At 36.5% G+C, this 25,507-nt stretch carries 20 protein-coding genes, 1 pseudogene and 1 riboswitch; of the genes and pseudogenes, 15 read left to right on the plus strand and 6 right to left on the minus strand.

All coding sequences use genetic code 11. From position 1 onward, the window contains the following. Positions 1-19: 19 nt before the first annotated feature. Both JCM9152_RS01970 and kapB read left to right on the plus strand, forming a co-directional pair. The gene (locus JCM9152_RS01970) at positions 20-274 is read left to right on the plus strand and encodes a hypothetical protein (RefSeq protein WP_235715592.1); all 255 of its coding nucleotides are present in this window, start codon (positions 20-22) and stop codon (positions 272-274) included. Between the two features lie 197 nt (positions 275-471). Beyond that, positions 472-849 (plus strand): kinase-associated lipoprotein KapB, encoded by a 378-nt coding sequence (gene kapB / locus JCM9152_RS01975; RefSeq protein WP_369384507.1) that lies wholly within the window; start codon positions 472-474, stop codon positions 847-849. A gap of 641 nt (positions 850-1,490) precedes the next feature. On the opposite strand, the gene JCM9152_RS01985 is transcribed toward kapB, so the two are convergent. Next, positions 1,491-3,167 (minus strand): PucR family transcriptional regulator, encoded by a 1,677-nt coding sequence (locus tag JCM9152_RS01985; protein WP_035340284.1) that lies wholly within the window; start codon positions 3,165-3,167, stop codon positions 1,491-1,493. Between the two features lie 139 nt (positions 3,168-3,306). Between JCM9152_RS01985 and JCM9152_RS01990 the strand changes: the two genes are divergently transcribed. The 6 genes from JCM9152_RS01990 to JCM9152_RS02015 all read left to right on the plus strand — a co-directional run bounded on the left by JCM9152_RS01990 (position 3,307) and on the right by JCM9152_RS02015 (position 10,515). Then, the gene (locus JCM9152_RS01990; RefSeq protein ID WP_035340286.1) at positions 3,307-4,494 is read left to right on the plus strand and encodes a cystathionine gamma-synthase family protein; all 1,188 of its coding nucleotides are present in this window, start codon (positions 3,307-3,309) and stop codon (positions 4,492-4,494) included. 1 nt (position 4,495) lies between these two features. Then, entirely contained in the window at positions 4,496-5,683 is a 1,188-nt protein-coding gene (locus tag JCM9152_RS01995) for a M20 metallopeptidase family protein (RefSeq protein ID WP_052015479.1), read from the plus strand. After that, positions 5,673-6,740 carry a homoserine dehydrogenase gene (locus JCM9152_RS02000; protein WP_035340288.1) on the plus strand — a complete coding sequence of 356 codons (1,068 nt, stop codon included), beginning with the start codon at positions 5,673-5,675 and terminating at the stop codon, positions 6,738-6,740. Before JCM9152_RS01995 ends, JCM9152_RS02000 begins: the two co-directional genes overlap by 11 nt. After that, positions 6,718-8,157 (plus strand): aldehyde dehydrogenase family protein, encoded by a 1,440-nt coding sequence (locus JCM9152_RS02005; RefSeq protein WP_035340290.1) that lies wholly within the window; start codon positions 6,718-6,720, stop codon positions 8,155-8,157. The genes JCM9152_RS02000 and JCM9152_RS02005 overlap by 23 nt, the downstream gene beginning before the upstream one ends. A 35-nt stretch (positions 8,158-8,192) precedes the next feature. After that, a complete protein-coding gene (locus JCM9152_RS02010) occupies positions 8,193-9,383 on the plus strand; it encodes a M24 family metallopeptidase (RefSeq protein WP_035340292.1) in 1,191 nt (396 codons plus the stop codon). Positions 9,384-9,588: 205 nt separating this feature from the next. Further along, a complete protein-coding gene (locus tag JCM9152_RS02015) occupies positions 9,589-10,515 on the plus strand; it encodes a DMT family transporter (protein ID WP_035340294.1) in 927 nt (308 codons plus the stop codon). Positions 10,516-10,652: 137 nt separating this feature from the next. On the opposite strand, the gene dapA is transcribed toward JCM9152_RS02015, so the two are convergent. Both dapA and JCM9152_RS21695 read right to left on the minus strand, forming a co-directional pair. Next, entirely contained in the window at positions 10,653-11,540 is an 888-nt protein-coding gene (gene dapA, locus JCM9152_RS02020; protein ID WP_035340296.1) for a 4-hydroxy-tetrahydrodipicolinate synthase, read from the minus strand. A gap of 131 nt (positions 11,541-11,671) precedes the next feature. Next, a riboswitch (Lysine riboswitch) is annotated at positions 11,672-11,850 on the minus strand. 107 nt (positions 11,851-11,957) lie between these two features. Next, complete coding sequence (locus tag JCM9152_RS21695) at positions 11,958-12,104, minus strand: aspartyl-phosphate phosphatase Spo0E family protein (RefSeq protein WP_081727861.1); 147 nt, start codon at positions 12,102-12,104, stop codon at positions 11,958-11,960. A 247-nt stretch (positions 12,105-12,351) separates the two neighbouring features. Between JCM9152_RS21695 and JCM9152_RS02025 the strand changes: the two genes are divergently transcribed. Then, positions 12,352-13,062: a YhcN/YlaJ family sporulation lipoprotein gene (locus JCM9152_RS02025; protein WP_035340298.1), complete on the plus strand. Its 711-nt coding sequence runs from the start codon at positions 12,352-12,354 to the stop codon at positions 13,060-13,062. Positions 13,063-13,124: 62 nt separating this feature from the next. Here JCM9152_RS02025 and JCM9152_RS02030 read toward each other — a convergent pair whose 3' ends face one another. Then, positions 13,125-13,694 carry a hypothetical protein gene (locus tag JCM9152_RS02030; protein ID WP_035340300.1) on the minus strand — a complete coding sequence of 190 codons (570 nt, stop codon included), beginning with the start codon at positions 13,692-13,694 and terminating at the stop codon, positions 13,125-13,127. A 390-nt stretch (positions 13,695-14,084) separates the two neighbouring features. Here JCM9152_RS02030 and cspD point away from each other — a divergent pair, with 390 nt between their 5' ends. The 3 genes from cspD (at position 14,085) to JCM9152_RS02045 (ending at position 17,675) form a co-directional block, all read left to right on the plus strand. Beyond that, positions 14,085-14,285: a cold-shock protein CspD gene (gene cspD / locus JCM9152_RS02035; protein ID WP_035340302.1), complete on the plus strand. Its 201-nt coding sequence runs from the start codon at positions 14,085-14,087 to the stop codon at positions 14,283-14,285. Positions 14,286-14,461: 176 nt separating this feature from the next. Further along, positions 14,462-16,486, plus strand: coding sequence for a penicillin-binding transpeptidase domain-containing protein (locus JCM9152_RS02040; protein ID WP_035340304.1), 2,025 nt, complete (start codon positions 14,462-14,464; stop codon positions 16,484-16,486). Positions 16,487-16,706: 220 nt separating this feature from the next. Then, entirely contained in the window at positions 16,707-17,675 is a 969-nt protein-coding gene (locus tag JCM9152_RS02045; protein ID WP_035340306.1) for a sugar phosphate isomerase/epimerase family protein, read from the plus strand. Between the two features lie 86 nt (positions 17,676-17,761). Here JCM9152_RS02045 and JCM9152_RS02050 read toward each other — a convergent pair whose 3' ends face one another. Both JCM9152_RS02050 and JCM9152_RS23080 read right to left on the minus strand, forming a co-directional pair. Next, positions 17,762-20,728: a Tn3 family transposase gene (locus JCM9152_RS02050; protein WP_035340308.1), complete on the minus strand. Its 2,967-nt coding sequence runs from the start codon at positions 20,726-20,728 to the stop codon at positions 17,762-17,764. Positions 20,729-21,657: 929 nt separating this feature from the next. Further along, complete coding sequence (locus JCM9152_RS23080) at positions 21,658-21,918, minus strand: hypothetical protein (RefSeq protein ID WP_035340309.1); 261 nt, start codon at positions 21,916-21,918, stop codon at positions 21,658-21,660. Positions 21,919-22,512: 594 nt separating this feature from the next. Here JCM9152_RS23080 and JCM9152_RS02060 point away from each other — a divergent pair. The 3 genes and pseudogenes from JCM9152_RS02060 (at position 22,513) to JCM9152_RS02070 (ending at position 25,341) form a co-directional block, all read left to right on the plus strand. Further along, entirely contained in the window at positions 22,513-23,067 is a 555-nt protein-coding gene (locus JCM9152_RS02060) for a recombinase family protein (protein WP_035340311.1), read from the plus strand. A 19-nt stretch (positions 23,068-23,086) separates the two neighbouring features. Continuing rightward, a pseudogene (locus JCM9152_RS24265) lies at positions 23,087-24,536 on the plus strand (transposase). After that, positions 24,529-25,341, plus strand: a complete 813-nt coding sequence (locus JCM9152_RS02070) for an AAA family ATPase (protein ID WP_035340313.1) — start codon at positions 24,529-24,531, stop codon at positions 25,339-25,341. The pseudogene JCM9152_RS24265 and the gene JCM9152_RS02070 overlap by 8 nt, the downstream one beginning before the upstream one ends. Positions 25,342-25,507: the final 166 nt, after the last annotated feature.

The following is a 25,507-nucleotide window of genomic DNA, read 5'->3' on the forward strand; positions in this document are numbered from 1 at the left end:
TGTGTGGGAGGAGACATTTTTGACTAGAGAGGAACGTAAAAGGAGAGAAATGCCTACATGGTTAATATGGATTCTTAGAATTTTGTTAGCCTATGTTATTTTCCTAGCCATTATATTAGCTATAACCATCATTTCTATCTTAATTACATTCTCATTTGTTGTCGTCGATTTATTTACTGATTCGAATCGATTTGGTGCTATTTCTGATCAATATTTAGTTCCTTTATCAGAATTCATGTGGGATTTATTTACTTTCTTAATTCCTGGATTATAATTAGAAGGACACTGAAAAAGTATGAGTTTTACCTTTTTCGGTGTCCTTTAAGCAATGCGCGAATTCGTTACCTATACGATCCCGCTTCTCATCATTAAACGAGCTACAAATGATGCTGTTGCTAGTCTAAAAGGTACTGAACAGTGAATTTCTACTTTTTCAATGCCTCATAATTAACAGATAGGAGTTGACAAATCTTGACTGAACTAGTTCGTGCTACATATAAAACAGGGGTTTATATTGGGGAGCTTATCGAACGCCAGGTTAATCAAAATAGAGGTTTAGTTAAAATTATTGCAGTTGTAAAGCACCCTACTCAAGGTGATTTACACTCTCCAAAGCAAATCAATGTACCGCTCTTTCACCAAAGAAAAGCATTAGCTCAATTTGAGAAAGCCTGGGTTCCTTTAACATCCATGAAACCATTTGAGCATGATGTTGCACCTGAATACAAAGAATCCTTAAAGAAAGCACTCCTACAACAAATGAACATTTTGCAAGCTGATCAGTCTGACTGGGCTAAAATGAGCTTAGCGAAACTACGCGAATGCGAAAAAGAATACAACTTATCCTAGTTGTGCTCTCAGAACGTAGAAAAAACGCCTTTGGGAAATTGATTCTCAAAAGCGTTTTGATGTTATTTCTTCACTGGAGGATAAGTATTTCTGTAGTGCCAATTGGCTGATTATTTGAAGTTTATGGCAACAAAAACAAACATCGTCTGCGTTGCATTTTTTCCAATCCTTTAAGATGGATCTGAAACTCTTTCCACGTTAATTTCATCTTCTAACTGCTTCTGGTACGCGGCATTCGCTTATCTTCCAACTTTTTTGACACCATTGCCATTCACCCCATTCTTATTTTCATCTATTATTAGAAAAGAGGGCATTTCTATTTTTCCACTAATCAAAGCGGACGAGAGGGGTGGGCCGACTCCTGCAGGATGAAGGGCAAGTGGAAATCCACCGGCGCAGCCGGTTAGTTCCACGCCCGCCTGCGGAAAGCGTGCCCCCATCCGGTAGCGGGTTGAAGTACTCTTTTTATGACAGCAAGTCACATGTAAACTTCTTAAGAGTGGACAATCTTTCTAATAAATTAGAATCGATAAAATTCGTACTGTTTTTATGAAAGAACTCCACTTTCATAAAAACTAAAAAATGCTGTAAAGGCTCGGCACAACGCTTTGAAGAAAAGATGCTGTCGCGTTTTTCTTATACTAGATTTCCATGCCATATAGCCAAAGTCTAATACTTAAATCTAATAAAAATAAGTCATCTGCGTTTGAAAGTCGACAGTTGGTTAACGTTTCAATTTTCCGAAGTCGATACAATAGTGATTGTCTATGCAAGTTTAACTGCCTTGCTGTTTGACTAACATTACCATGGTTCGCATGGTACGTAGTGAACGTATGAATGAGGTCGATTTGTCTCTTTTGTTCATAACGTAATAACGAACTTAATACAGAATAAGCTATTTCTTGTAGGTCTTTATTCAATAATAACAACTCTAACACACGGTCTACCTTTGTATCAGCGTAAACGGAGATTGTTCCTTCTCCTTTTCGTTTACGCCCAATATCAATGGCTCTCTTTGCTTCTAAATAACTTTCGTTGAAACAAGAGTAGCCAAATTGGTTAGCAATTCCCCATGTTAATAGAACATATGGATAGAGCATTTGAATCCGTTTCTTTAATCGTTCAATAAATGTATTAGCATGACTAATGACATTATGCTCATTTGTTTCAATAAACAAGACAAATTCTTTATGTTGATAAGTGACTAATAACTTTATAGCCATTGATTTAGCTGTACGCTCAGCTTCTTCCTCAATATGCCTAATACATTCATGATGCCAATGGTCAAACGAAATAGGAAGGTGAGGATGTAAATCATAAGATTTCTTTAAATTTGAGACATGCAATATGAGACAAATATATGGTAAATGAATTTGATAATTAAGAGATTTGGCTCGCGAACGTAATAATTCTGTTGAATGTATACTCCCTTGCGATAATTCCCAAACAAAATCGTCACGTAAACGCCATTCAGCTTCTTTTGCTGCCTGTTCATGAAGGAAATGGATGGCAATAGCCGTAGTAACATGCTCAAGTAGCATTTTCCATTTTTTCTCCTCTGTTGGAGTAAGAGGTTCTTCTGAGAAATCACCGATCACAACATAGCCTTGAACATGCCCTGTTAACTGTATGGACAGTTGAAGAGCATAATACTTGCGATCATATAAGACCCATTGAAAATCATTTTCTGTTTCTTGCTCCAGTCCATCTTCTAATAAAGACTTGTTTAAAGATTGTTGCCACGCCTTTTCTAACATAGGATTTAATTTCTTGTTATGACCTCGAATCATTCCTTTTTTATCAGCAATGATGACATCTGACTGAATCGAATCAGATACATGCTGGGCTACTACAGATAGGGATTGACCATTTAATATATAATCAAGCAAAGCTCGTCGGATTAATTCAATTCTTTCCACATATTCATGTTTATGTCGTTGCATGAGGTTCATTACTTCTTTAATAATATCTGAAAAGCGTGTCGTCCAAGCCAATTCGATTAAGGGAAGTTTATGACTTTCAGCAAGCTCGATAATAGACTGAGGAATTTCTTTCACATACGGACCAAACGCAATGGCTAATGCAGCTGCATTTGACGTGATAATATCTTCTACAAATTCTTGAAAAGACTGTTCGTTTTCTGAAAAACTAACACCCGTTGTTAATACATATTCATTCTGGCGTACAAATGACTCGACAGGCGCCTCAATAACGGATATCCATTCCACTTTCTTTGTTGCCAATAAGTGATCACCACTATGAACCTTTGCTTTATTCAATATCGAAAGGGATTGAATGTCTTTTAAATAAATACTCATAACGAACCCACCTTTCTAATGATCTCAATTTGTCAAAGGCGTATGATTATTTATGATAAAATTCATACAATTTGACGAATAGTTACATACCATGGTTTTTCGTATGATAGTACTAACAAAAAAGAAAGAGGTGCTATTGATGAAAGACATGACATGTCGTAATGCTACGAAAACCGTTTGGTCAGGTGAGAAAGAGTATTTAGTTCATGGAGCATCTCAAGTACCTGTCGTTCATAGTGTTGCTTATACGTATGATGACATTGATCAATGGTATGAGGTCGCAACCGGTAAACAGAAGGGGCATATATATGGACGAAATACGAACCCAACTGTTCAAGCTTTCGAAGATAAAGTAAGAGCGCTTGAACGTGCTGAAGCAGCTACAAGCTTCTCAACAGGAATGGCAGCAATCTCTAATTCATTATTAACATTTTTAAAGCCAGGAGATCGAGTTGTATCTATTAAAGATACGTATGGAGGAACAAATAAGATATTCACTGAATTTCTACCAAAGCTTCAAATAGAGGTCGATCTTGTTGAAACGGGTAACCATAGTAAAATGGAAGATGAAATAGCAAAAGGTTGTCAACTTGTCTATTTAGAAACCCCAACAAATCCTACAGTGAAAATAACGGATATTAAACGAATCACTAAAGCAGCACGACAAATGGGAGCTCTTGTTTTTGTCGATAACACGTTTGCCACACCGATAAATCAAAATCCGTTAATGATGGATGTCGATCTTGTCATTCATAGTGCAACAAAATTTCTTGGTGGTCATGCAGATGCGTTAGGTGGAGTTGTATGCGGCTCCAAAAATTTAGTAGAACAGATTTACCATTATCGAGAAATCAATGGAGCCTCACTCGATCCGATGGCCGCTTATTTATTACTACGAGGTATGAAAACACTTGACATTCGAATGAAAAAACAGGAAGAAAATGCCCATCAAATTGCCGAATTTTTAAAATCTCATCGTAAAGTAGAAACCGTCTTTTATCCTGGCTTAAAAGACCACTTTCATCATGATATCGCCAAAAAACAAATGAGTGGATTTGGAAGTATGCTTAGCTTTTCATTAAAAGGTGAGATGGCTGCTGTAAGACAATTCCTACCCAATCTACAATTGGCTCATCGTGCCGCTAACTTAGGTGCAGTAGAAACGACCGTTGGACCTGCAAGAACGACTAGCCATGTTGAAAATACAAAAGAAGAGCGACAAGAATTAGGAATACCAGAAGGGTTGGTGCGTTATTCAACAGGTATTGAAGATATAAATGATTTAATGGAAGACCTTGAGCAAGCTCTTCGCGTCGTAGGTGAATGAAATGGATCTCTTTAACGAAATGGTAACATGGAGAAGACATTTACATCAATATCCAGAATTAAGTTATGAAGAGTATGGTACGACTGACTATATCATTCAGCAGCTAAATTCCTTACCCCATGTGAAAATATTCCATGGAAAGGAATTAGTAGGCACTTCAACAGGATTAATTGCTGTTATAGGGGATGGAACAAAGCGAGGAATCGGGCTTAGAGCGGATATTGATGCATTGCCAATTGTAGAGGATCACATTTGTGAATATCGCTCTAAACATAACGGAATCATGCACGCTTGTGGCCATGATGGTCATACAGCGATGCTGATTGGAGCCATCCACAAGCTGTCCGCATTATTTCAAAACGGTCAATTAACAGGAAATGTCACATGTATTTTCCAACCAGCAGAAGAGGCAACAGATGATAACGGCCGAACAGGGGCTGAGTACATGATCGAATCCTCTCTGATCAAACAGTTAGACATGATTATGGCTCTACACCTTGACCCAACATTGCCATTAGGTCAAGTGAAGTTAACAACTGGACCTGTTATGGCGAATGTTGATACCTTTTCAATGATGATTCATGCAAAAGGTGGTCATGGAGGTTACCCTGAACAAACAAATGATCCGATTTGGCTTCTATCTCTTCTATTACCAGCTCTTTATAGCATGCCTGGTCGCCGTTTTTCACCTATGGAGCCTACTATTTGTAGTATCGGTCAAATTACTACAGGGACTTCGGCAAATGTCATCCCTTCGCAAGTTAAGTTAGAAGGGACGTGTAGAACGTATTCAGAAGAAGCTAGAGAATTTATGGAGCAGCAACTTCAGCAAATATGCGATTCACTATCCTCTTATGGTGGAGTTACACAACTACGCTATATGAAAGGCGAACCACAATTAAATAACGATAAAGATGTCGTACGCGAAATAAAAAAAAGTATACAACAAATAAATCCTCATGTAGAGATTCATCAAATTCCATATGGAATGGGTGGTGAAGATTTTAGTCATTTCACAAAGCGAATGAAAGGCGCATTCCTATTTATTGGCGCAAAAAAAGAAGAGCACATCGATACTACTTTACATCACCCATCCTTTGATTTCGATGAAAAAGCACTCTTATTCGGCATGAATACTCTTGTTCAGTTTGTGATTAATCAATTAAGGAGTGATACCAATGGAACATAAGATCGCTTTAATTGGTTTTGGTGGAGTGGGTCAAACGGTTATTGAATTACTCATTCAAAAGGAACAAACGTTACACAGGCTAGGTCATACATTTGTTGTTGTTTCAATCTGTGATTTATATAAAGGGTCTATTCATGATGAAAATGGTTTAGATTTATTCAAAATAAACGAACTAGTCAAATCAAATGATTCATTAGATTCTTATCCAACAACAACTAAACTTATTCGCGGCTGGTCGAGTAAAGAAACCATTATGAACACAAATGCTGATACGATTATCGAAATGACATTTACGAATACGAGTACAGGGCAGCCCGCTATCGATCATTGCTTAACAGCCTTTAAAAAGCAAAAAAACGTCGTGATGACAAATAAAGGACCTGTAGCACTTGAATATAAACGACTCTATAATGAAGCCCAAGCAAACAGAGTAAAGTGGTATTTTGAAGGAGCCGTGATGAGTGGAACCCCTGCATTACGACTACCTGAGGCGACCTTAGTTGCCAATACCATTTCGGAAATAAGTGGTATTCTTAATGGCACTTGTAACTTCATCTTAATGCGAATGGAAGAAGGAATATCTCTATCGGAAGCATTAAAAGAAGCTCAACAACTCGGTTATGCCGAAGCTGATCCAACCAATGATATAGAAGGCTACGATGTACTATATAAACTATTGATTTTAGCTAATGTCTTATTAGATGTACCACTAAAACGTGAAGATGTACAGGTTAAAAGTTTAACAACGATTTCAGAAGAGGATATGAAGATCGCTAAACAGAAAAATGCAAAATGGAAATATATCGGTTCAATCAAACATTTACCCACTGGAACGAAAGCAACCGTTCAGCCTGAGTTACTTTCAATGTCAGATCCACTTTCTGCCGTTTCTGGCGCGATGAATGCGATCACTTATGATTGCGACATCTCTGGCCCAATTACATTAGTCGGCGCTGGTGCCGGAAAGCCGGAAACAGCATATGCCGTATTAATTGATTTAATCACCTTAAATCAAGAGATAGGTGGTGATCGTAATGTCCATTCAAACCGTATTTGAAAAAATGTTCGTAAACGGTGAATGGGTAGATACAAAGCAATATACAGAAGTATGTAATCCCGAAACAAATGAAATTATCGCTTACGTCCCAAAAGCAACAAAAGAAGATGCTTATCAAGCGATTGATAGCGCAATGGAAGGAGCATCTATTTCAGCACAATTACCACTTCATGAACGAGTACGTATATTGAAGAATACTACTTCTTATATTAACAACCATTTCGAGCAATTTGTTCATACAATTGTACAGGAAAGTAGTAAAACGATTCGAGAAGCAAGGAAAGAAGTAAAGCGTTGTATAAACACGCTAACACTATGTGCAGAAGAAGCGAAACGATTAGAAGGAGAAACTATATCCTTTGCCCAAGTAGAAGGACACGAAGAACGAATCGGTTATAAATATCGATTCCCGATTGGCATTGTTTTAGCTATTACTCCTTTTAATGACCCTTTAAATTTAGTCGCACATAAAATGGGGCCAGCCATTGCAACAGGAAATGCAATCATCATTAAACCTTCAACCTTAACTCCACTTAGTACGCTACGATTAACGGAAGCTTTCTTAAAATCTGGATTACCGCCACACGTCGTAACGGTATTAACAGGGGACGGAGCCGAAATCTGCCCACCTATACTTGAACACAATGCGATCTCATTTATTTCATTCACTGGCGGTTATAAAACAGGCAAGAAAATATTCTCAGCAGCAGGAATTAAAAAAACGGTAATGGAGCTTGGTTCCAATTCACCAACCATCATTTTTGATGATGCTAATATCTCAAAAGCCGTCCATGATACGGTGCAAGGTGCATTCAGTGTTGCTGGGCAAAATTGTTTAAGTGTACAACGAATTTACGTCATGTCTTCTATTTACCAGACATTTTTGAATCAATTTATTACCGAAACAAAGAACTTAAAAGTGGGTTCAAAAAAACTAGAGTCAACCGATATGGGCCCAATGATTACAGAAAAAGAAGCAATACGTGTTGAAAGCTGGATTAGAGATGCTGTCGAACGTGGTGGGTCGATTTTATATGGGGGAAAACGAGAGGGGGCATTTCTAGAACCGACCGTTCTCACCGATGTTCCGAGTGAAGCAATCATTACACAGGAGGAAGTTTTCGGACCTGTTGTTTTAATTGAATCGTTTGAAACATTTTCAGAAGCAATTGAGAAAGCCAATCATACAAAATATGGATTGCAAGCTGGCGTGTTTACATCAAACATTCAGCGAGCATTATTAGCCATCAAGCAATTAGATGTAGGTGCAGTCATGATCAATGATAGTAGCGATGTTCGAATCGACAGCATGCCATTTGGTGGGGTGAAACATTCTGGCATAGGCAGAGAAGGCGTTCGCTATTCCATGGAAGCTATGACTGAGTGGAAAGTAGTTGCTTTCCAAACGAAAGAATAAGGACCTTTTCATTAAAAAGAAAGAGGGTGGGGAGAGTGTTTCCACTAAAGGAATACCATCAACGTCTTCATACACTGAAAAAAAGAATGGCTCATGAAGGGGTAGAGGTATTACTTATCTCGAACCCTTCTAATATGTATTATTTATCGAATTATTCAGCTTGGAGCTTTTACGTGCATCAAATGATGATCGTAACACTTGAAGATGCTCAACCGATTTGGATAGGAAGACAAATGGATGCTCAAGGTGTCTCAAAAACAACTTGGCTGGATGATCATCATATCATCCCTTATCCTGACTATTATGTTCAATCTAAAGAAAAACACCCGATGAATTTTATCGTCAATATATTGAAAGAGATCGGCCAAAGTAATCGAGTGATAGGGATTGAGATGGATGCTCACTATTTTACAGGATTATCATACGAGCAACTAACAAATGGATTACCTAATGCTACTTTTAAGGATACAACAACCTTGGTGAATATGATCCGATTAATTAAATCAGAGCGAGAAATTGAATGTATGAGGAAAGCCGCTAAAATTGTCGAGCAAACGATGCAAGCGGCATATGACAAAGTGAATGTGGGAGTCAGAGAATGTGATGTGGCAGCTACCATCTTTCATTCGCAAATACAAGGAACAAAAGATTTTGGTGGAGATTACACATCGATCGTACCAATGCTACCAACAAATGAACATACATCGTGCCCGCACCTAACTTGGACAGATCAAACATATAAAACAGGTGATTTCTTAACGTTAGAAATAGCTGGAGCTTATAAGCGATATCACGCTCCTATGGCTCGTACCATGTCCTTAGGTCCTGCTCCTCATAAATTGAAAGAGCTTTCTAAAGTAGTAGAGGAAGGGATTCAGCTAACACTTGACGCTATAAAGCCAGGTATGACTGCAGAAGAGGTAGAAAGAGTCTGGAGAAGGGCGATTGAAAAGAAAGGCCATACTAAAGCTTCTCGTCTAGGCTATTCTGTCGGTCTAAGCTTCCCACCTGATTGGGGAGAGCATACAATAAGCTTTCGCCAAGGAGACCTCTCAATTTTAAAACCGAATATGACCTTTCATCTAATGCCTGGCATCTGGTATGAGGACTACGGCATTGAAATTACTGAAACGATTTTACTGACCGATAAGGGAGTGAAGACACTCACAACTTTCCCACGAGCATTGTATGAGAAATCATGCTTACACATGTCGGAATCTGTTTAGTAACACGGTGTATACGTTGACATCTAAAAAGAGCCTTTTTAGATGTCTTCTTCCATGTTCGACTAATGATGACTATTTATAATAAATAGGGGCACAAAACAAAATAAGGGATTCCTTTGTATGTACGATACACGATGAACATGATAAGATACATAGACGATACGTATACAAATAGATAATAGAGAGTGGAGAGAGAAGGGATAGAATGAAACATTCCTTACTAATGACATACGGTGTGATCTTGTTTGTAATGATGATTTGGGGAGTAAATGCCGTTATGCTAAAAGTACTAGTTGAACACTTCCCAACGATTTCAATGACATCATTACGAATTATGTTAGCTGGTATTGTTGTCATGATCATCATATTCCTTGCACGTCACATACGTCATTTAACGGCTTACGAGTGGAAATACACACTACTTGGAGCATTATTTGGTGTTGTCGGACATCATTTTTTTCTAGCTGAAGGATTAGTTCATACAGGAGCATCTAATGCTGTATTAATATTAGCTTTACTTCCCGTTACCACGTCCATTCTTGCTGTTTGGTTTTTACATGATCAACTTACAAAATGGAGGATTTTGGGTATAGGTCTTGCATTTTTTGGCGTTTTTTTCATTCAAAGTGGGAGTGGTATGTTAGTAATTGACAAAGGTGAGATGTATATATTTATCGCCATGCTACTTCAAGCGATCAGTTTTGTCTATATTAAACTGGCCACAAAAACATTAGACTCTAAACAAATGACTGGATATATGCTCGTCATAGGGTCTTTTGGATTATTAATGATTAGCTTCGTTTTTGAACCTAAAGGGATACAACAAATGAGTGGTGCACCTATGTGGGTCTATGGTGTTTTTGCTATATCAGCAATTATTGCTACTGCCATTGGACACTTTTTATTTAATGCAGCTATTGAACAAATTGGTGCTGGACAAACAGCTATTTTCAATAATTTTGTTCCTTTTTTTGGTTTAATTAGTTCTGCTATCTTTTTGGACGAACAAATTTTTTGGTATCAAGGGGTCGGGTTTTTATTTATCGTGATTGGTGTCCTTTTCGGTACTGGTTATATTGAACATATGTGGTACTCAAAAGAGAGAAGAGAGTATAGAAAGAGAGCCTCATAAATCAAAGGCAGTCCTATTTTGAAAAGCTTCATACGAGTGGTTTTATCATCTCAAACAGGCAACGGTTTCTATACAAATTGAAAACAGCCTTCAATCAATGCACTATTGAAGGCTGTTTTTGTGTTACCTTAATTCATTTAGCTAACAAAGAAGTTCATATTAGGATGAATCACTGATTGAAGCTCTTTATATTGTTCATTTGTCAGTGGAATTAATGGCAAACGAACGGATCCTGCTTGAATTCCTTTCATTTCTAATGCAGCTTTTACAGGAGTCGGGTTAGGAGCCATAAATAACTTTTTCATCACTGGAAGCAACTGGCGATGTTGCATTGCAGCAGCAGTCACTTGCCCAGCTTGGAAATTACGCACCATTTGTTGCATTTCGTTTCCGACAATATGAGAAGCTACAGACACGACACCCATTCCTCCAATTGAAAGAATTGGTAATGTTAAGCTATCATCTCCACTATATAACGAGAAACCTTCCGGCGCATTCTCAATAATTTCAGACATCGCTTCTAAATCAGCACTTGCTTCTTTCGTTGCAACAATATTAGGAATTTGAGCAAGACGCAATGTCGTATCAACACTCATATTCACAGCACTACGACCTGGAATATTATATAGCATAACAGGTAATGATGTAGCCTCAGCAATCGCTTTGAAATGAGCATACATACCTTCTTGTGAAGGTTTATTATAATATGGCACGACTAACATAACCGCATCCACACCAATTTGCTCAGCTTGTTTCGTTAATTCAATGGATTCATACGTATTGTTAGAACCAGTGCCTGCAATAACAGGTGCTTTTCCATTAACTTCTTCAACAACTGTTTTGTATAAAAGGATTTTTTCATCTTTTGATAACGTTGGGGATTCACCTGTTGTTCCTCCAACGACAAGTGCATCCGAACCATTTGCCAACAAATGTTGAACTAGCTCTCTTGTTGCCTCAATATCTACTTGTCCATCTTGATCAAATGGTGTCACCATTGCTGTAATTACTCGACCGAAATTCATCCGATTCACCCTCGTTCTTTATTTTAGTTTATCCTATTTCGTTTTGGGCTACTAATGGAAGCACAAAAAAACAACAATGAGGTTACATCTCATTGTTGATGGTTAGCAAAGAATAGCAAAACCAATTCAATGTGTGAGATAGCCCTCCATATAGCCATGCTATATGACAGTCCTGCTCTTATTCAAAACAGTCCCAGCGATTGGATTATGAGCTACCAATAGCTTCGGCAAATATCCCTTTTAACATGGTTCCTTGGAGCTCATTCTCCTCAACATGTTTACTGATGATCTTTGCACCTCTACCCTCACTTCAAACATTTGAAGTAAGATTAAGTATTAATTTGTGTCTACCTTAACAAATGTACTCAATGTTTGCAATGGTTTTGCAAAAATTTCTTAAAAAATGTTTAACACATTTTATTTAATATGAGGTTTGTTTTGTACTTTATTTAATAACTTATCCAATTCCTGGCTACATTGAACGGTTATTTTCGAAGTTAGCCCGTGAGATTTAGCAAATTTCAGCATTTCCATACGTTTATCCTCAATCTTACCAATAATCATAATTCCCACTCCAAATGTCTTAATAAGAAAAAGGGGTTCAAAATAGAAGCACCTTTTTTCTTCATACGACTTATTATAAGCGAATCTTTAATAAAAAAAAGTGATTCTACGAAATAAGTCAGAAAGATGAAATTTAAGAAAAAAATCGACATTTTTTGTCAGATAATTGGTTGATTTTTCAGGAGCTATGATGGTTTTAATAAGGATTTTGATGCACACTATATAATAAAGAAAGGAGGAGGTAGAGATGTCACGTAAAGGATTAGTTGCATTATTTTTCGTCATAATGCTTTCAGCTTGTACCGTTCCACAACAATCTCCTTTAGGTGTAAATACAAATAAAACAGAAGAGAATTCGACGATTTCGTTTTATCGCAATCATGAGGGACCACTTACTGATTTAATGGTTCCTGATCAATCTCCTATGAGTATCGGCCAAAGAACTGATGACATACTTAACAATCCATATTCAGTGACGAAGAAAAATTTAGGGATGAAACATGAAGGAGTCAATCATCAAGGTGCAAGGATTTACACGAACCGTCCAGGAACAATAAGAGATAAATATGCTCATAGACGATCCGATTCAAATAAAAAAATAAAAACGGATCAATCACATATTGTCATCCAATCTCAATCATTAAAAGAAAATGAGATCGAAAAAAGAGTAGAAAAGCTTCAAATAGTTAGAGATGCTCATGTCATTTCAGATAAAAATATTTTTGTCGTTGGAGTAGAGTCTGATGAATCTGATCGAAATTACTTAGTCAATCAAGTTAGGAAAGAACTTGAATCATTTAAAGATGAGGAAATACACGTAACAACAAATAGAAAAATAATTAATCGAATACAAGCACTGGAACACAATGTATCGCTCGCTGAACCGTTTGATACATTTGGAGCGACCCTTGCAGAAATCGTTGATTTAATCGATGATGCTACACATCATCACCGATAATTACACAAAGATAAGAGATCACAGCAACATGTATTCCATTTGTCTGTGATCTCTTACAATTCTTAATATAAACCATACTCCTCTGACAACGACAAAAATTCTCGTTCCATTAAATTATGAGATAGAACCGCATTTTCGTAATGGCGCCGTGCATGCTCTAATGAATAATTTGATTGACCTTTCTTCATCTTGTTAAGTTCTTCAAGCAACAACTCAATTTCATAAATGGCTACACTATGTACATCTGAAAGACCATTAAATGGCTCAGGTTCTTCTATCTGATTATAATGCTCATGCTCTTCTAACAATCTTTGTAATGATTCAATTGCCCCTTTAACCTTTTCCTCATTCATTGTCCCCTCATCATTGAATAGTTCATCGACATTCTCTAAATACTGATATACCGAATAAATATATGTACCTGCATAGTCTGCATATTCCTGTAAATCCATTGTTCTGACATTTGGATTTAGAAACGTATTTTGTTCCATGTTATTAGGTTGGTCTTCTTTCGTATTATCATCTGATTGTTGAATGGTCAAATCGTTAACTATGTCTTCCTCACTATCAGAAATGGTACAACCTGTTATCATCAATAGAGGTACAATGAGGACTAGAATATATCTTTTCAATGTCAATCACTCCAAATATCATTTTTTTTTAGTATGAATAAAACAAGATAATTTATGTGTAAAAACTGTACAAATAAAGGAGGCCGCTGAAAAAAACCATTTCAGTGCCCTTAATTAAAGAAGTGAAACTTTTTCTTCAAAAAACTTGCATTGCTTAATTGAATCATGTATAGTAATGTTAATGAATAAATGCATGAAGAAATGTTCTATAAATAATTTAATTTAGCATCAATTGCAATTAAATGAAGAGTTCAGTATTCACATCTTATAAGGGATATTTACTCATGTTGTTGTTGATATTCCTTATAATATGTGAATTTTTCTATTTGCTCGTGCAAAACAGATTACCGCATATTAAGAAAATTTATTTACGATTGGAGAAATTAAAGCATGCAAACTGGTACAGTTAAGTGGTTCAACGCAGAAAAAGGATTCGGTTTTATTGAAGTTGAAGGTGGAAATGATGTATTTGTACATTTCAGCGCTATCACTGGTGAAGGTTTCAAATCTCTTGACGAAGGTCAAGCAGTAGAATTTGAAATCGTTGAAGGTGACCGTGGTCCTCAAGCAGCTAACGTTGTTAAGCGCTAATTTGCGTTAACGCTTATTCAATTTATAAATCTCGCGCTTTCATGCGTGTTGATGGGAACATCCTAAGAAGATGAAATTCTTCTTAGGATGTTTTTTGTTGCAAGAACATAGCCAAAAGAACATAAATTAAGTAAAATAATTTTATACATAGATAGAAAAAAAGAGAGGAGTTTACAATGAAACGTTTATTTTGTATGGGGGGCATTCTTATTTTCTTAATTGCAGGCTGTTCTGAGCCAGACCCAACACCTGAGCAAACATTACAGACTTATATGAACTATTGGGAAAATGAAGAATATAGCAATATGTATAACATGATAACGGAGGATGCAAAACAGACCATTTCAAGCGAAGAATTCACACAAGCGTATAGTCGGGTGTATGAAAAATTACAATTAAGTGAATTAACATTAGAAAGCCCTATTCTAGAAGAGGAAGAGCAAGAAGAACGAGATGAAGAAGTAACAGAAGTTTATTTACCTTATAAACAATCATTAAATATGATAACTGGTACGTTGCAATTCGAGGAGCATATCTCTTTCATTCGAAATGATGAAACAAATGAGTGGGAAGTCGATTGGAACTACTCACTAATTCTTCCGTTGTTAAATGCTGGTGACGACATACAAGTTCGATATCAAATGCCTGAAAGAGGAGAAATATTTGATCGAAATGGAGAGGAGCTAGCCATTAATGGTCAAGCTTATGATATCGGATTAGTGCCAGAACGGATGGAAGGAGTTGAGCATGAGACTTATGCCTTTTTAGAGGAAGAGTTTGGCTTATCAGAAGAATTTATTGAAGCAAGGCTCAATCAATCATGGGTTCAACCAGATACATTTGTTCCGTTAATTAGTGTAAGAAGTGACCAAGGGGATTATGTTGAACATTTGCGTTTAACCGTGCCAGGCGTCAGCTATTTACCATTTGATACACGCGAATATCCATTAGCTGAAGCTGCCGCACATTTGACTGGCTATATAGGCTCTATTCCAGAAGATCAGTTAGAGGAACGATTAAATGAGGGGTATCCAGAAGATGGTTTAATTGGGAGAGCGGGCCTTGAAGCTGTATTTGAGGAACAATTACGAGGGGAATTTGGTATTGAAATAGCGGTTATAAATGAAGAAGGTCAAGAAAAGGATTTAATCACTCGTAAAGATCCAATAGCTGGAGAGGACGTTCATTTAACCATTGATAGTACGTTACAAAAAAGAATTGTTGAAACATTTTCCGAAGAGGATGCAGGTGTTGCTGTTGCGATACATCCGAAAACAGGAGAGGTACTATCATTAGTTAGCTCTCCTATGTATGATCCGAATTCATTTGTCATAGGGTTCCATTCAGGAGAATATGAATCATTAGAGCAAAATGAACAGCGACCATTTACAAATCGATTTACACAGTCATTTGCGCCTGGCTCGTCCATTAAACCGATTACAGCTGCTATTGCATTAAATGAGGGGCTAGATCCAAGTGAAGAACGTACGATTCAATCTCATCAATGGCAACCAGACGATTCAGCATGGGGGGAGTATTTTGTTAGACGGGTTACTGATCCAGGTCATTCGATCGATCTGAACAGCGCTTTAATGTATTCTGATAACATCTATTTTGCTCAAATCATTTTAGAATTAGGTACAGACGCCTTTACGAATGGCTTGAATCAATTTGGTTTTAATGAAACACTCCCATTTCCATATGGGATGAGAACGTCCACTTTTGCTAATGAAGATATATCAAGTGAATTACAATTAGCTGATACTTCGTATGGACAAGGGGAGATGCTCGTAAATCCTTTACATTTAACTCTTATGTATACGGCTTTTATGAATGAAGGGAATATTGTAAAACCTTCTATCATTCAAGGTGAGGAAACGTCCTATTGGCTAGAACAAGTTCTGACGGAAGAACATTCACAGCTTATTGACCAATCTTTACAAACAGTCGTAGAAGATTCAAGAGGAACAGCTCATTCAGCAAATATGACTCACCTTCCACTGGCAGGTAAGACAGGTACGACAGAATATAAATTAACTCAGGATGATAATGGAAAAGAAACAGGGTGGTTTGTCGCTTATAATTCTGATAATCCTGAATTATTACTAACATTAATGATCGAAGAAGTAGAAGACCGAGGTGGTAGTAGTTACGTTGTTCCGAAAATGAAAGAAGTTTTCGAACGAACATTTAGCAATTAACGAGTAGGAAATGGCCTTATCTTTTAAAGTTATATTAAAAAGGTAAGGCCGCACCTTTAAGATAACCTTATAAATATTATCACGATTACTAGATCAATCATTGACTTATAGCCAATAACCTTTTATAGTAAGTGTAAACGATTTCATCTATTTTATTACGTAATTATGGGATCGTTCTCACATGTGATTGATCAAATGTAAAAAGGAGAGGTGTTATGAGATGAAATTAGGAGTATTTACTGTACTATTTTCAAACTTAAGCTTTGAGGAAATGCTAGATTATGTGAAAGACGCAGGGCTGGACTCCATTGAAATCGGAACAGGTGGCTACCCAGGCAATGCCCATTGTCCTTTAGATGAACTGCTTGAAAGCGAAGAAAAACGCAAAGAATATAAAGAGAAGGTTGAATCACGTGGATTAACGATTAGTTCATTTAGTTGCCATGGAAATCCGATATCACCAGATAAAGCGTTCGCGGAAGAATGTCAAGAAACATTTAAGAAAACAGTACGACTAGCAAATTTATTAAATGTTCCAGTTGTCAATACATTTTCTGGTGCAGCTGGAGATCACGAAGGTGCCAAATATCCAAACTGGCCAGTAGCTCCTTGGCCAAACGATTATGGCGATGTATTAAAATGGCAATGGGAAGAGAAACTAATTCCTTATTGGAAAGAAGCGGGAGCGTTTGCCAAAGAGCATGGAGTTAAAGTTGGTTTGGAGTTACACGGTGGGTTCCTCGTACATACACCATATACATTGCTTAAATTACGAGAAGAAACGTGTGATGCAATCGGTGCGAATCTTGATCCAAGTCATTTATGGTGGCAAGGAATTGATCCCGTAGCGGCGATTAAAATTCTTGGTAAAGCGGATGCGATCCACCATTTCCATGCAAAGGACACATTTATCGACCAAGATAATGTTAACATGTATGGATTAACAGATATGCAGCCATACGGCGAAATTCAAACACGCGCATGGAATTTCCGTTCAGTTGGATTAGGTCATAGTAGCCAAGAGTGGATCAATATGATGAGCGCTCTTCGTACGTATGGTTATGACTTTGTCGTAAGCATTGAACATGAGGATCCACTTATGTCAATTGATGAAGGGTTTAAATGTGCCGTAGACAACCTACAGAAAGTATTATTAAGAGAACAACCAACAGATATGTGGTGGGTCTAATATCATTAAATAGGGGTAGCGTCAGGAAAATGCGGATTTACAACGATAAGCCTATTTTCCTGACGAATTCTCTATTTTTAACAACGTTAAGAAAGTTTCAATGGTCTTAAAGAATCTAACGAAACTATTTTATCGGACTTAAAATGGTATTCTCCTAATAAATTAATATGTTCCCAACCTAGAGGTGACATATGGTGCAATAATTCTTCATTTAAACTATCTGACCGTTTTTGATATTCAACTGCTTTTGTTAGATGTAAAGTATTCCAGATACTGATGGCATTGATGATTATGTTTAAGGCACTGGCTCTTTGCAATTGGTGCTGTATGGTTCGTTCCCTAAGCTCTCCTTGCTTTCCGAAGAAAATAGCTCGTGCTAGTCCATTCATAGATTCTCCTTTATTCAATCCTCTTTGTATTTTTCTTCTTAAAGATTCATCTGAAATATAATTAAGAATAAAGATAGTTTTTTCTATTCGGCCCATCTCACGTAAGACTGTAGCTAGGCTGTTTTGTCTTGAATAAGAACCTAATTTCCCCATAATAAGGGATGCTGAAACTGTTCCTTCTCGTATAGAATGAGCTAATCGCAAAACATCCTCATAATTTTCTTTAATGACCTTTGTATTTATTTGTCCACGTAAAACGGCTTCTAATTTTGGATATTCACTTGCTTTATCTATTGTAAATAATTTCGAATCTGATAAATCTCTTATTCTTGGAGCAAAATTAAATCCTAATAAATGAGTCAGTCCGAATATTTGGTCTGTATAACCGGCTGTGTCTGTATAATGCTCTTCTATGTTTAGATCCGTCTCATGGTGCAACAAACCATCTAAAACATGAATCGCATCCCTTGAATTAGTATGAATAATCTTTGTGTAGTAAGAAGAGAATTGATCACTAGTAAAACGATAGATGGTTGCTCCTTTTCCGGTTCCATAATGTGGATTTGCATCTGCATGTAGTGATGAAACACCTAGCTGCATTCTCATACCATCCGATGAGGATGTTGTACCGTCGCCCCAATAGGAAGACAATTGTAATTTATGATGAAAATTTACTAATACTGCTTGTGCTTTATTCATGGCATCTTCATACATGCGCCATTGAGATACATTGGCTAGTTGCTTATATGTAAGTCCGGGTGTTGCTTCAGCCATCTTACTCAAACCAATATTCATTCCCATTCCTAAAAGGGCTGCCATAATAATAATCGTTTCTTCTTTATCCGGTTTTCGATTATTGGAAGCATGAGTGAATTGTTCATGAAATCCTGTTATATAAGCAACATCCATGAGTAAATCGGTTAATTTTATTCTTGGGAGCATCTGATACAGGCTCGCACTAAATTTTTTTGCTTCTTCCGGAACATCTTTTTCCAAGCGTGCAATTGATATCTTTCCTTTTTCAAGAGAAACTCCGTCCAACTTAACGGAATTGGCAGCTAACCACTTTAGCCTTTCATTAAGACTTTTGGTTCTCTCCGTCATATAATCTTCGAATGATAAACTAACTGATAATCTCGTATTCTCCTTCGCTTCATTCCATGTATCTTCTGAAAACAAATATTCCTCAAAATCTCTATATTGCCTGCTACCAACAATGGAAACATCTCCTGCCCGAACATGCTCCCGAAGTTCCGTTAAAACAGCCATTTCATAGTAATGACGATTAATTGTTGTACCATCATCCTCGTATAAATGCCTTTTCCAACGTTTTGAAATAAAATCCACTGGTGAGTCATCAGGTACTTTTCGCTTTCCAGATTCGTTCATTCCTCGGATAATCTCTACAGCTTGTAAAAGTGGCTCATTTGCCTTTGTAGAATGAAAGTCTAATACTCTTAATAGCGTCGGCGTATATTTTCTAAGTGAATAAAAGCGTTTTTGCAGTAAGTCTAAATAATCATAGTCAGCAGGACGTGCGAGCTCCTGAGCTTCTTCTACAGAAGAAACAAAAGAATTCCATTCAATAACAGATTCCAAAACCTCAAAAACATCTAATTTATCCTTTTTTGCTTTGATTAAAGCCTGTCCGATGTTCGTAAAATGTATAACCTTCTCATTTAGCTTTTTACCGTTTTGTTTCTGAATTTCTTCTTGAGCCTTACGGCCTTTTGATAACAGACTTAGTATTTGTCTGTCATGAATTTCAAATGCCTTATCCGTTAACTCCTGAGTAAGATGTAATAAATAGACGGTTAATATCGAATATCGTTTATTTTCTTGAAAGTCACGGAATGCATAAGGCTCATATCTTGAACCTAAGCGAGATAGCTGTAACAGGCGATTGCGATGCAAATGACTAATTTGTACCGTTTCTAACTCCATTCCTCGTATGTATTCGAGTCGTTCTATTACTTTTAGAAATGTTTCGGGTGAAGGATGACCTGGTGGTTCCTTTAACCAACCCAATATCGTTTTATTGGATTCGGATGGATGCTGCGAAGTAATGACCTCTTCCAGCTTTGTTTTTTGCTTTTTTGTTAGAGATTGATTAACCATATTAAATAGCTTCTTTTCAGCCATTGCCCTTGCCTCCCACACCATTCTCTCAAGTGTGGTGAAAGCAGGTAATATGATTTTATTTCTTCTTAGAAAATCTATGCATTCATGTAGTAAATGTATGGCATCACCATTTTCCAAAGCTACTTGATGAAGATGCTTAAATGTCATTCGATATTCTTTTAGGGTAAAAGTTACAAAGTCGTATTCACTTCGAATTTCTTTCAAATGATCCCAAAGTGTATTTTCTCTTTGAGGATAAAGACTAATCGTGGATGGTGTGGCACCGATTTGTTTCGATATATAATGTATGACGGAATCTGGGATGCTTTTGATATGAGTGTATGGCCATCCGGGATACCGAAGAACGGCCAATTGAACTGCGAACCCTAAACGATTTTCTTCTCTCCTTCGCTTATTTATAATTTCTAAATCTCGTTTGGAAAAAGTGTAGTAGGTTCCCAATACCCATTCATCTTCAGGGATTTGCATTAAAGCAAGTCTCTGATCTGGTGTAAGTAATTCTCTACCTCTCGCAATTTTCATGTAGTCTCATCCCATTTCTGTAATTTTTCAGTTAATTAGTTTAATTATATATCAATAGAGTGTACTCTATTGATACAAGTATAGTAGACTGATAAAATCATAGTTGTCACTTTAGGAGTTATTTTGCATCTATTTTAAGCGTTATTTTGCACTATAAGTAAATATAAAAAGGACCAACTTCTCAGCATTAAAATTGAGAAATTGGACTTTTTTCGTTACTCCGGAAAAGCGCCCGATTGTTTGAATAAGTGGTTTAAATTTAATGCACAGTATAAGCGTACTGTTCATTACTTCGTATATAAAAAATGCTGTTTCAATCCACTCATCTTGGCAAATACTAAGCAAAAAGCTAAGGAGTGGTTTTATGCGTGATGCTTGTTGGTATATATGGAATTTCCTATGGGGTGCAGGAACAGGACTCGTTTTTGTTGTAGACTTTATGAAGGTGTCTGAGTTCCTCTGCAAAAAATGCTCGGACAATCCCAAAACATAAACACTAGGACGCAGTTTGTGTCAAACGTGCAATATTAAAGCAATAAAAATTCTCATTTATTCATCTAAATAACTAAAAAAACACAACTCTTTATACAAGAATTGCGCCCGATTCTTGTATAAGATCCTACATAATATTTCGCGAAATACTAATTTTTACCAGATTCGATTGGCTAAGTCGATGAAGAAGCCAGCTCAATCAAGAAAAAATAAGGCTTCTTTACGAAAATCAAGACTAATCATTTACTATTATTCCCTTTTATCTAACCAACGAATAAATTTTAAATTTACTAACAAGAGAGGATATAAAAAAGGATAAGAAATTGCAGAAAACCAGATATTCCAATTCGTATGATATAAGAACCCCATTTTTAAAGATAACCATTCGTAGATGGTAGAAAAAGCAGACCAACATAATATGTAAAAAATCTTATTAATTAATGGACGATTAAAGGGATACCAATAATTAGCACTGTAACAGCTGGATATATTCCTAAATAAATAAGTAAACTCTTGGCTTCAATAAAATAGAGGTCAAAAAGCCCATAAATGTTATATTTGTCCGTAAATCGGTCAGCGAAGCTAGAAACTAATAATCCCGATAGGATACTTACATAAAATTCGTTAGGTCTTAAATTTTTTTTCACAAAAACAGCTGTTATATTAAATACAACAATTGATACATAAAGAAACCACATAAAATGACATCCTATCTTAAACAAAATAAATAAGTACATTTCTAGGATGTACAATTAATAATTTTTTAATTAAGTTGTTCAAACTGACCCTTTAATTTAAGTGCATTTCTTCAATCCTCTATAAATTTCAAAAAATATCCATTTATTTTGAAAAATGAGTTACTCAACAATTAGATAGTTATCTACGGTATCATCGACAAAAAATTGATAGAATGCACCTTTTATCTTTGTGCACGTTAAATACTATAATAATTACTGTATATAATGTTTCCACAAAGTTAAAAATCGGCCATTTTTATATCTTAAACTACGTTGAATACGGTGGAAAATCATACTGTAGATATTGGCCCGATTGCTAAACAAAATTAAAAATGCGCTCTTTATCAAAAAAGCAACCTGTCAATATTTCTTAAACCCAATATTTGTTCCAAAACTCGTCCTTTTCTGAACACGCTTATTTTTAATTAGATAGGGGCATTTTTTATTGTCTTAATTGTAATAAAACCCTGTTCAATATTCTATGTTCAATAACCTATTTATTTTTATCTTATGTTACAATGGATTCAGAGTAAAAATTAGAAAGAGTGATAATTGGTGTTAATTGGATATGCACGTGTGTCAACAGGATTACAAAATTTGGATTTGCAATCAGATGCTTTAACGCAACATGGTTGTACAAAAATTTTTCACGATAAAATGAGTGGAACAAAAAGACAACGCCCCGGTTTGGAAGAAGTTCTTAAGTATGCACGTAAAGGCGATACAATTGTCGTTTGGCGATTGGATCGACTAGGACGCAACATGCAAGATTTGATTCAAATTGTGAACAGCTTAAATGAACGGGGTATTGGCTTTCATAGTCTGCAAGAAAATATAACAATGGACAAAAGCAATGCGACGGGGCAATTAATGTTTCACTTGTTCGCAGCATTTGCAGAATTTGAACGTAATTTGATCGAAGAGCGCTCTGCTGCGGGACGAGCAGCTGCCAAAGCACGTGGGCGTCTAGGTGGACGCCCTGAAAAGTATGGAGCTAAAGATATTGAAATGATGAAGGCTTTAATTGAAAGTGGCACAACGATTAAAGATGTTGCGGAAAAGTGGGGTGTGTCTCGCACAACGATTTATCGCTATTTGGAACGACAGTAAATCGGAAAGGTTGATGCCTGTGCAAAATGAACAACTACCATTAACAGCTTATTCGGAAGAACAACGGCAAGCAGCAGTAAAAAAGTATAAAATTATCGCACCCTATCTTATCAATGAAAAAACATTAACTGTCATTACAGAAGAAACCGGCATTGCAAAAAGAACACTACGATACTGGATTCGGGACTATAAACAATTGGGCTTAAAAGGTTTAATTCGAAAAACAAGAAGCGATGATGGCAAAATACATTTGGAGCCGGAAATTGTCGTGTTAGTCGAACAATTGATATTGAAGAACAAAAGAAATTCATTGACGTCAATTCATCGAATGATCTGTGAGCAATGTCAGAAAAAAGGCTGGCAAGAACCAAGTTATTATCAAGTATATAAGATATCACAGTCCCTTTCACCAAGCTTAAAGAAGTTAGCGCATGATGGTCAAAAAGCATACAACAATCAATATGATTTAATTCATCGAAGAGAAGCAAGCTACCCCAACGAAATTTGGCAAGCTGACCATACCCCCTATAGACATTATAGTTTTAAATGAAAAAGGAAAACCAGAAAGACCTTGGCTAACAATCATTTTAGATGATTATAGCCGAGCAGTCGCTGGGTATTACTTATCTTTTGAAAACCCCTCTGCTATACATACATCTTTGGTGTTACACCAAGCAATATGGAGAAAAGGTAATCCCGATTGGCAAATATGCGGTATCCCAGAAAAATTTTATACAGACCATGGAAGCGATTTTACATCCAACCATATGGAGCAAGTAGCAATTGATTTAAAAATTAATCTAGTCTTTTCTACAGTTGGTGTTCCAAGAGGGCGTGGGAAAATAGAGAGATTCTTTTTAACCATTAATCAATTATTTCTGCAAGATTTACCCGGCTATTTGGGAAATCAGACTTGCACTTCACTTCTTACCATTAAAGAACTAGACGAAAAATTACTAAATTTCATTATAAGTAACTATCACCATAGGGTTCATGGCACAACAAAAAAGGAGCCTATACATGCATGGAATAATTCGGGATTCCTTCCCAATATGCCTGAAAGTTTAGAAAGTCTTGATTTATTATTGTTAAACGTAGCAAAACCAAGAAAGGTGCATTCTGATGGGATTCACTTCCAAGGATTGCGGTATATTGATACAAACCTTGCTGCATACGTTGGTGAATCAGTCATTATTCGTTATGATCCAAGAGATATTGCAGAGATTCGAGTGTTCTATCAAGATAAATACTTATGTACGGCTATTTCTCCTGAAATCTCTGATTATACAGTAGATTTAAAGGATATTGTTTCAGCACGAAGTAAAATAAGGAAGAATCTAAAGAAACAACTTGATTCTGGAAAAACTGTTGCAGAAGAAATTGCCTTGTCGAAGCAAAAGGATTTAGAGGAAAAGCTGAATAAATCTAATTCCAAAAAGTCGAAACTTAAGAGGTATTTCAATGAATAAAACACAAAAGTTTATTGAAACAAAAGAATATAAAAGGTTTGCCGAGTTCTGTGACGCTTGTATTAAATACAAGTACATAGGCATTTGTTACGGTTTGCCCGGTGTTGGAAAAACATTATCCTCAAGGTACTATTCAAATTGGGCTTACATCGAAAAACAAATAGCTTATAAAACAGCAAAAGAAATAGGCTCAGACGCAAATGAAGAAATACTTAAAGCCAGAACAATTTTTTATACAGCTCCAGCAGTACGAGCGACTAAAATGACCGAGCAGATCAATTATATTGGATATAGAATGAATACGGCAAAAATTGCGTATAAAGTACTCACAGAGGGGGCAGAAGAAAGTTATCCCTCCGATGCTTATGTAGATATCGACTTAATTATTATCGATGAAATAGATCGATTGAAAGTGCAAAATTTAGAACAACTCAGGGATATCTACGATCGAAATGATATAGCAATGATATTATTTGGAATGCCTGGTATTGAGAAGCGATTAGCGCGATATCCCCAACTCTACTCTAGAATTGGATTTGCTCATGAATTCGATAAACTTAGTAAAGATGAAACCCATCATATCTTGGAGTATAAATGGGAGGAGTTAGGACTTTCTATAAAACTTGAGGGTTTTTCCGATTACGAAGCAATAACTAGCATAATAAAGATTACTGGCGGAAACTTTAGACTCATACAAAGACTGTTCACTCAGATTGAAAGGATACTTGAAATTAATAAGCTTGAAACGATAACAACAGAAGTTGTTGAAGCTGCACGAGATAGCTTAGTGATCGGAATAAAGTAAAAAGTAAAAAGCTTTCTCCCGATTGTTCAGCAATCGGGCCAGATTGTTGAAGATCGAATAATGGATAAAGACCATTAATGTCGTATTAGAAATAAATAAAAAGTATGACTATTAATTTTGTTAAGTGAGCAAAGCAATTGCATCTTCCATGTTTCAAATATTGTCC

Origin of the sequence: Halalkalibacter hemicellulosilyticusJCM 9152, assembly GCF_000513115.1 — a bacterium.
Classification (GTDB): domain Bacteria; phylum Bacillota; class Bacilli; order Bacillales; family Bacillaceae_D; genus Halalkalibacter; species Halalkalibacter hemicellulosilyticus.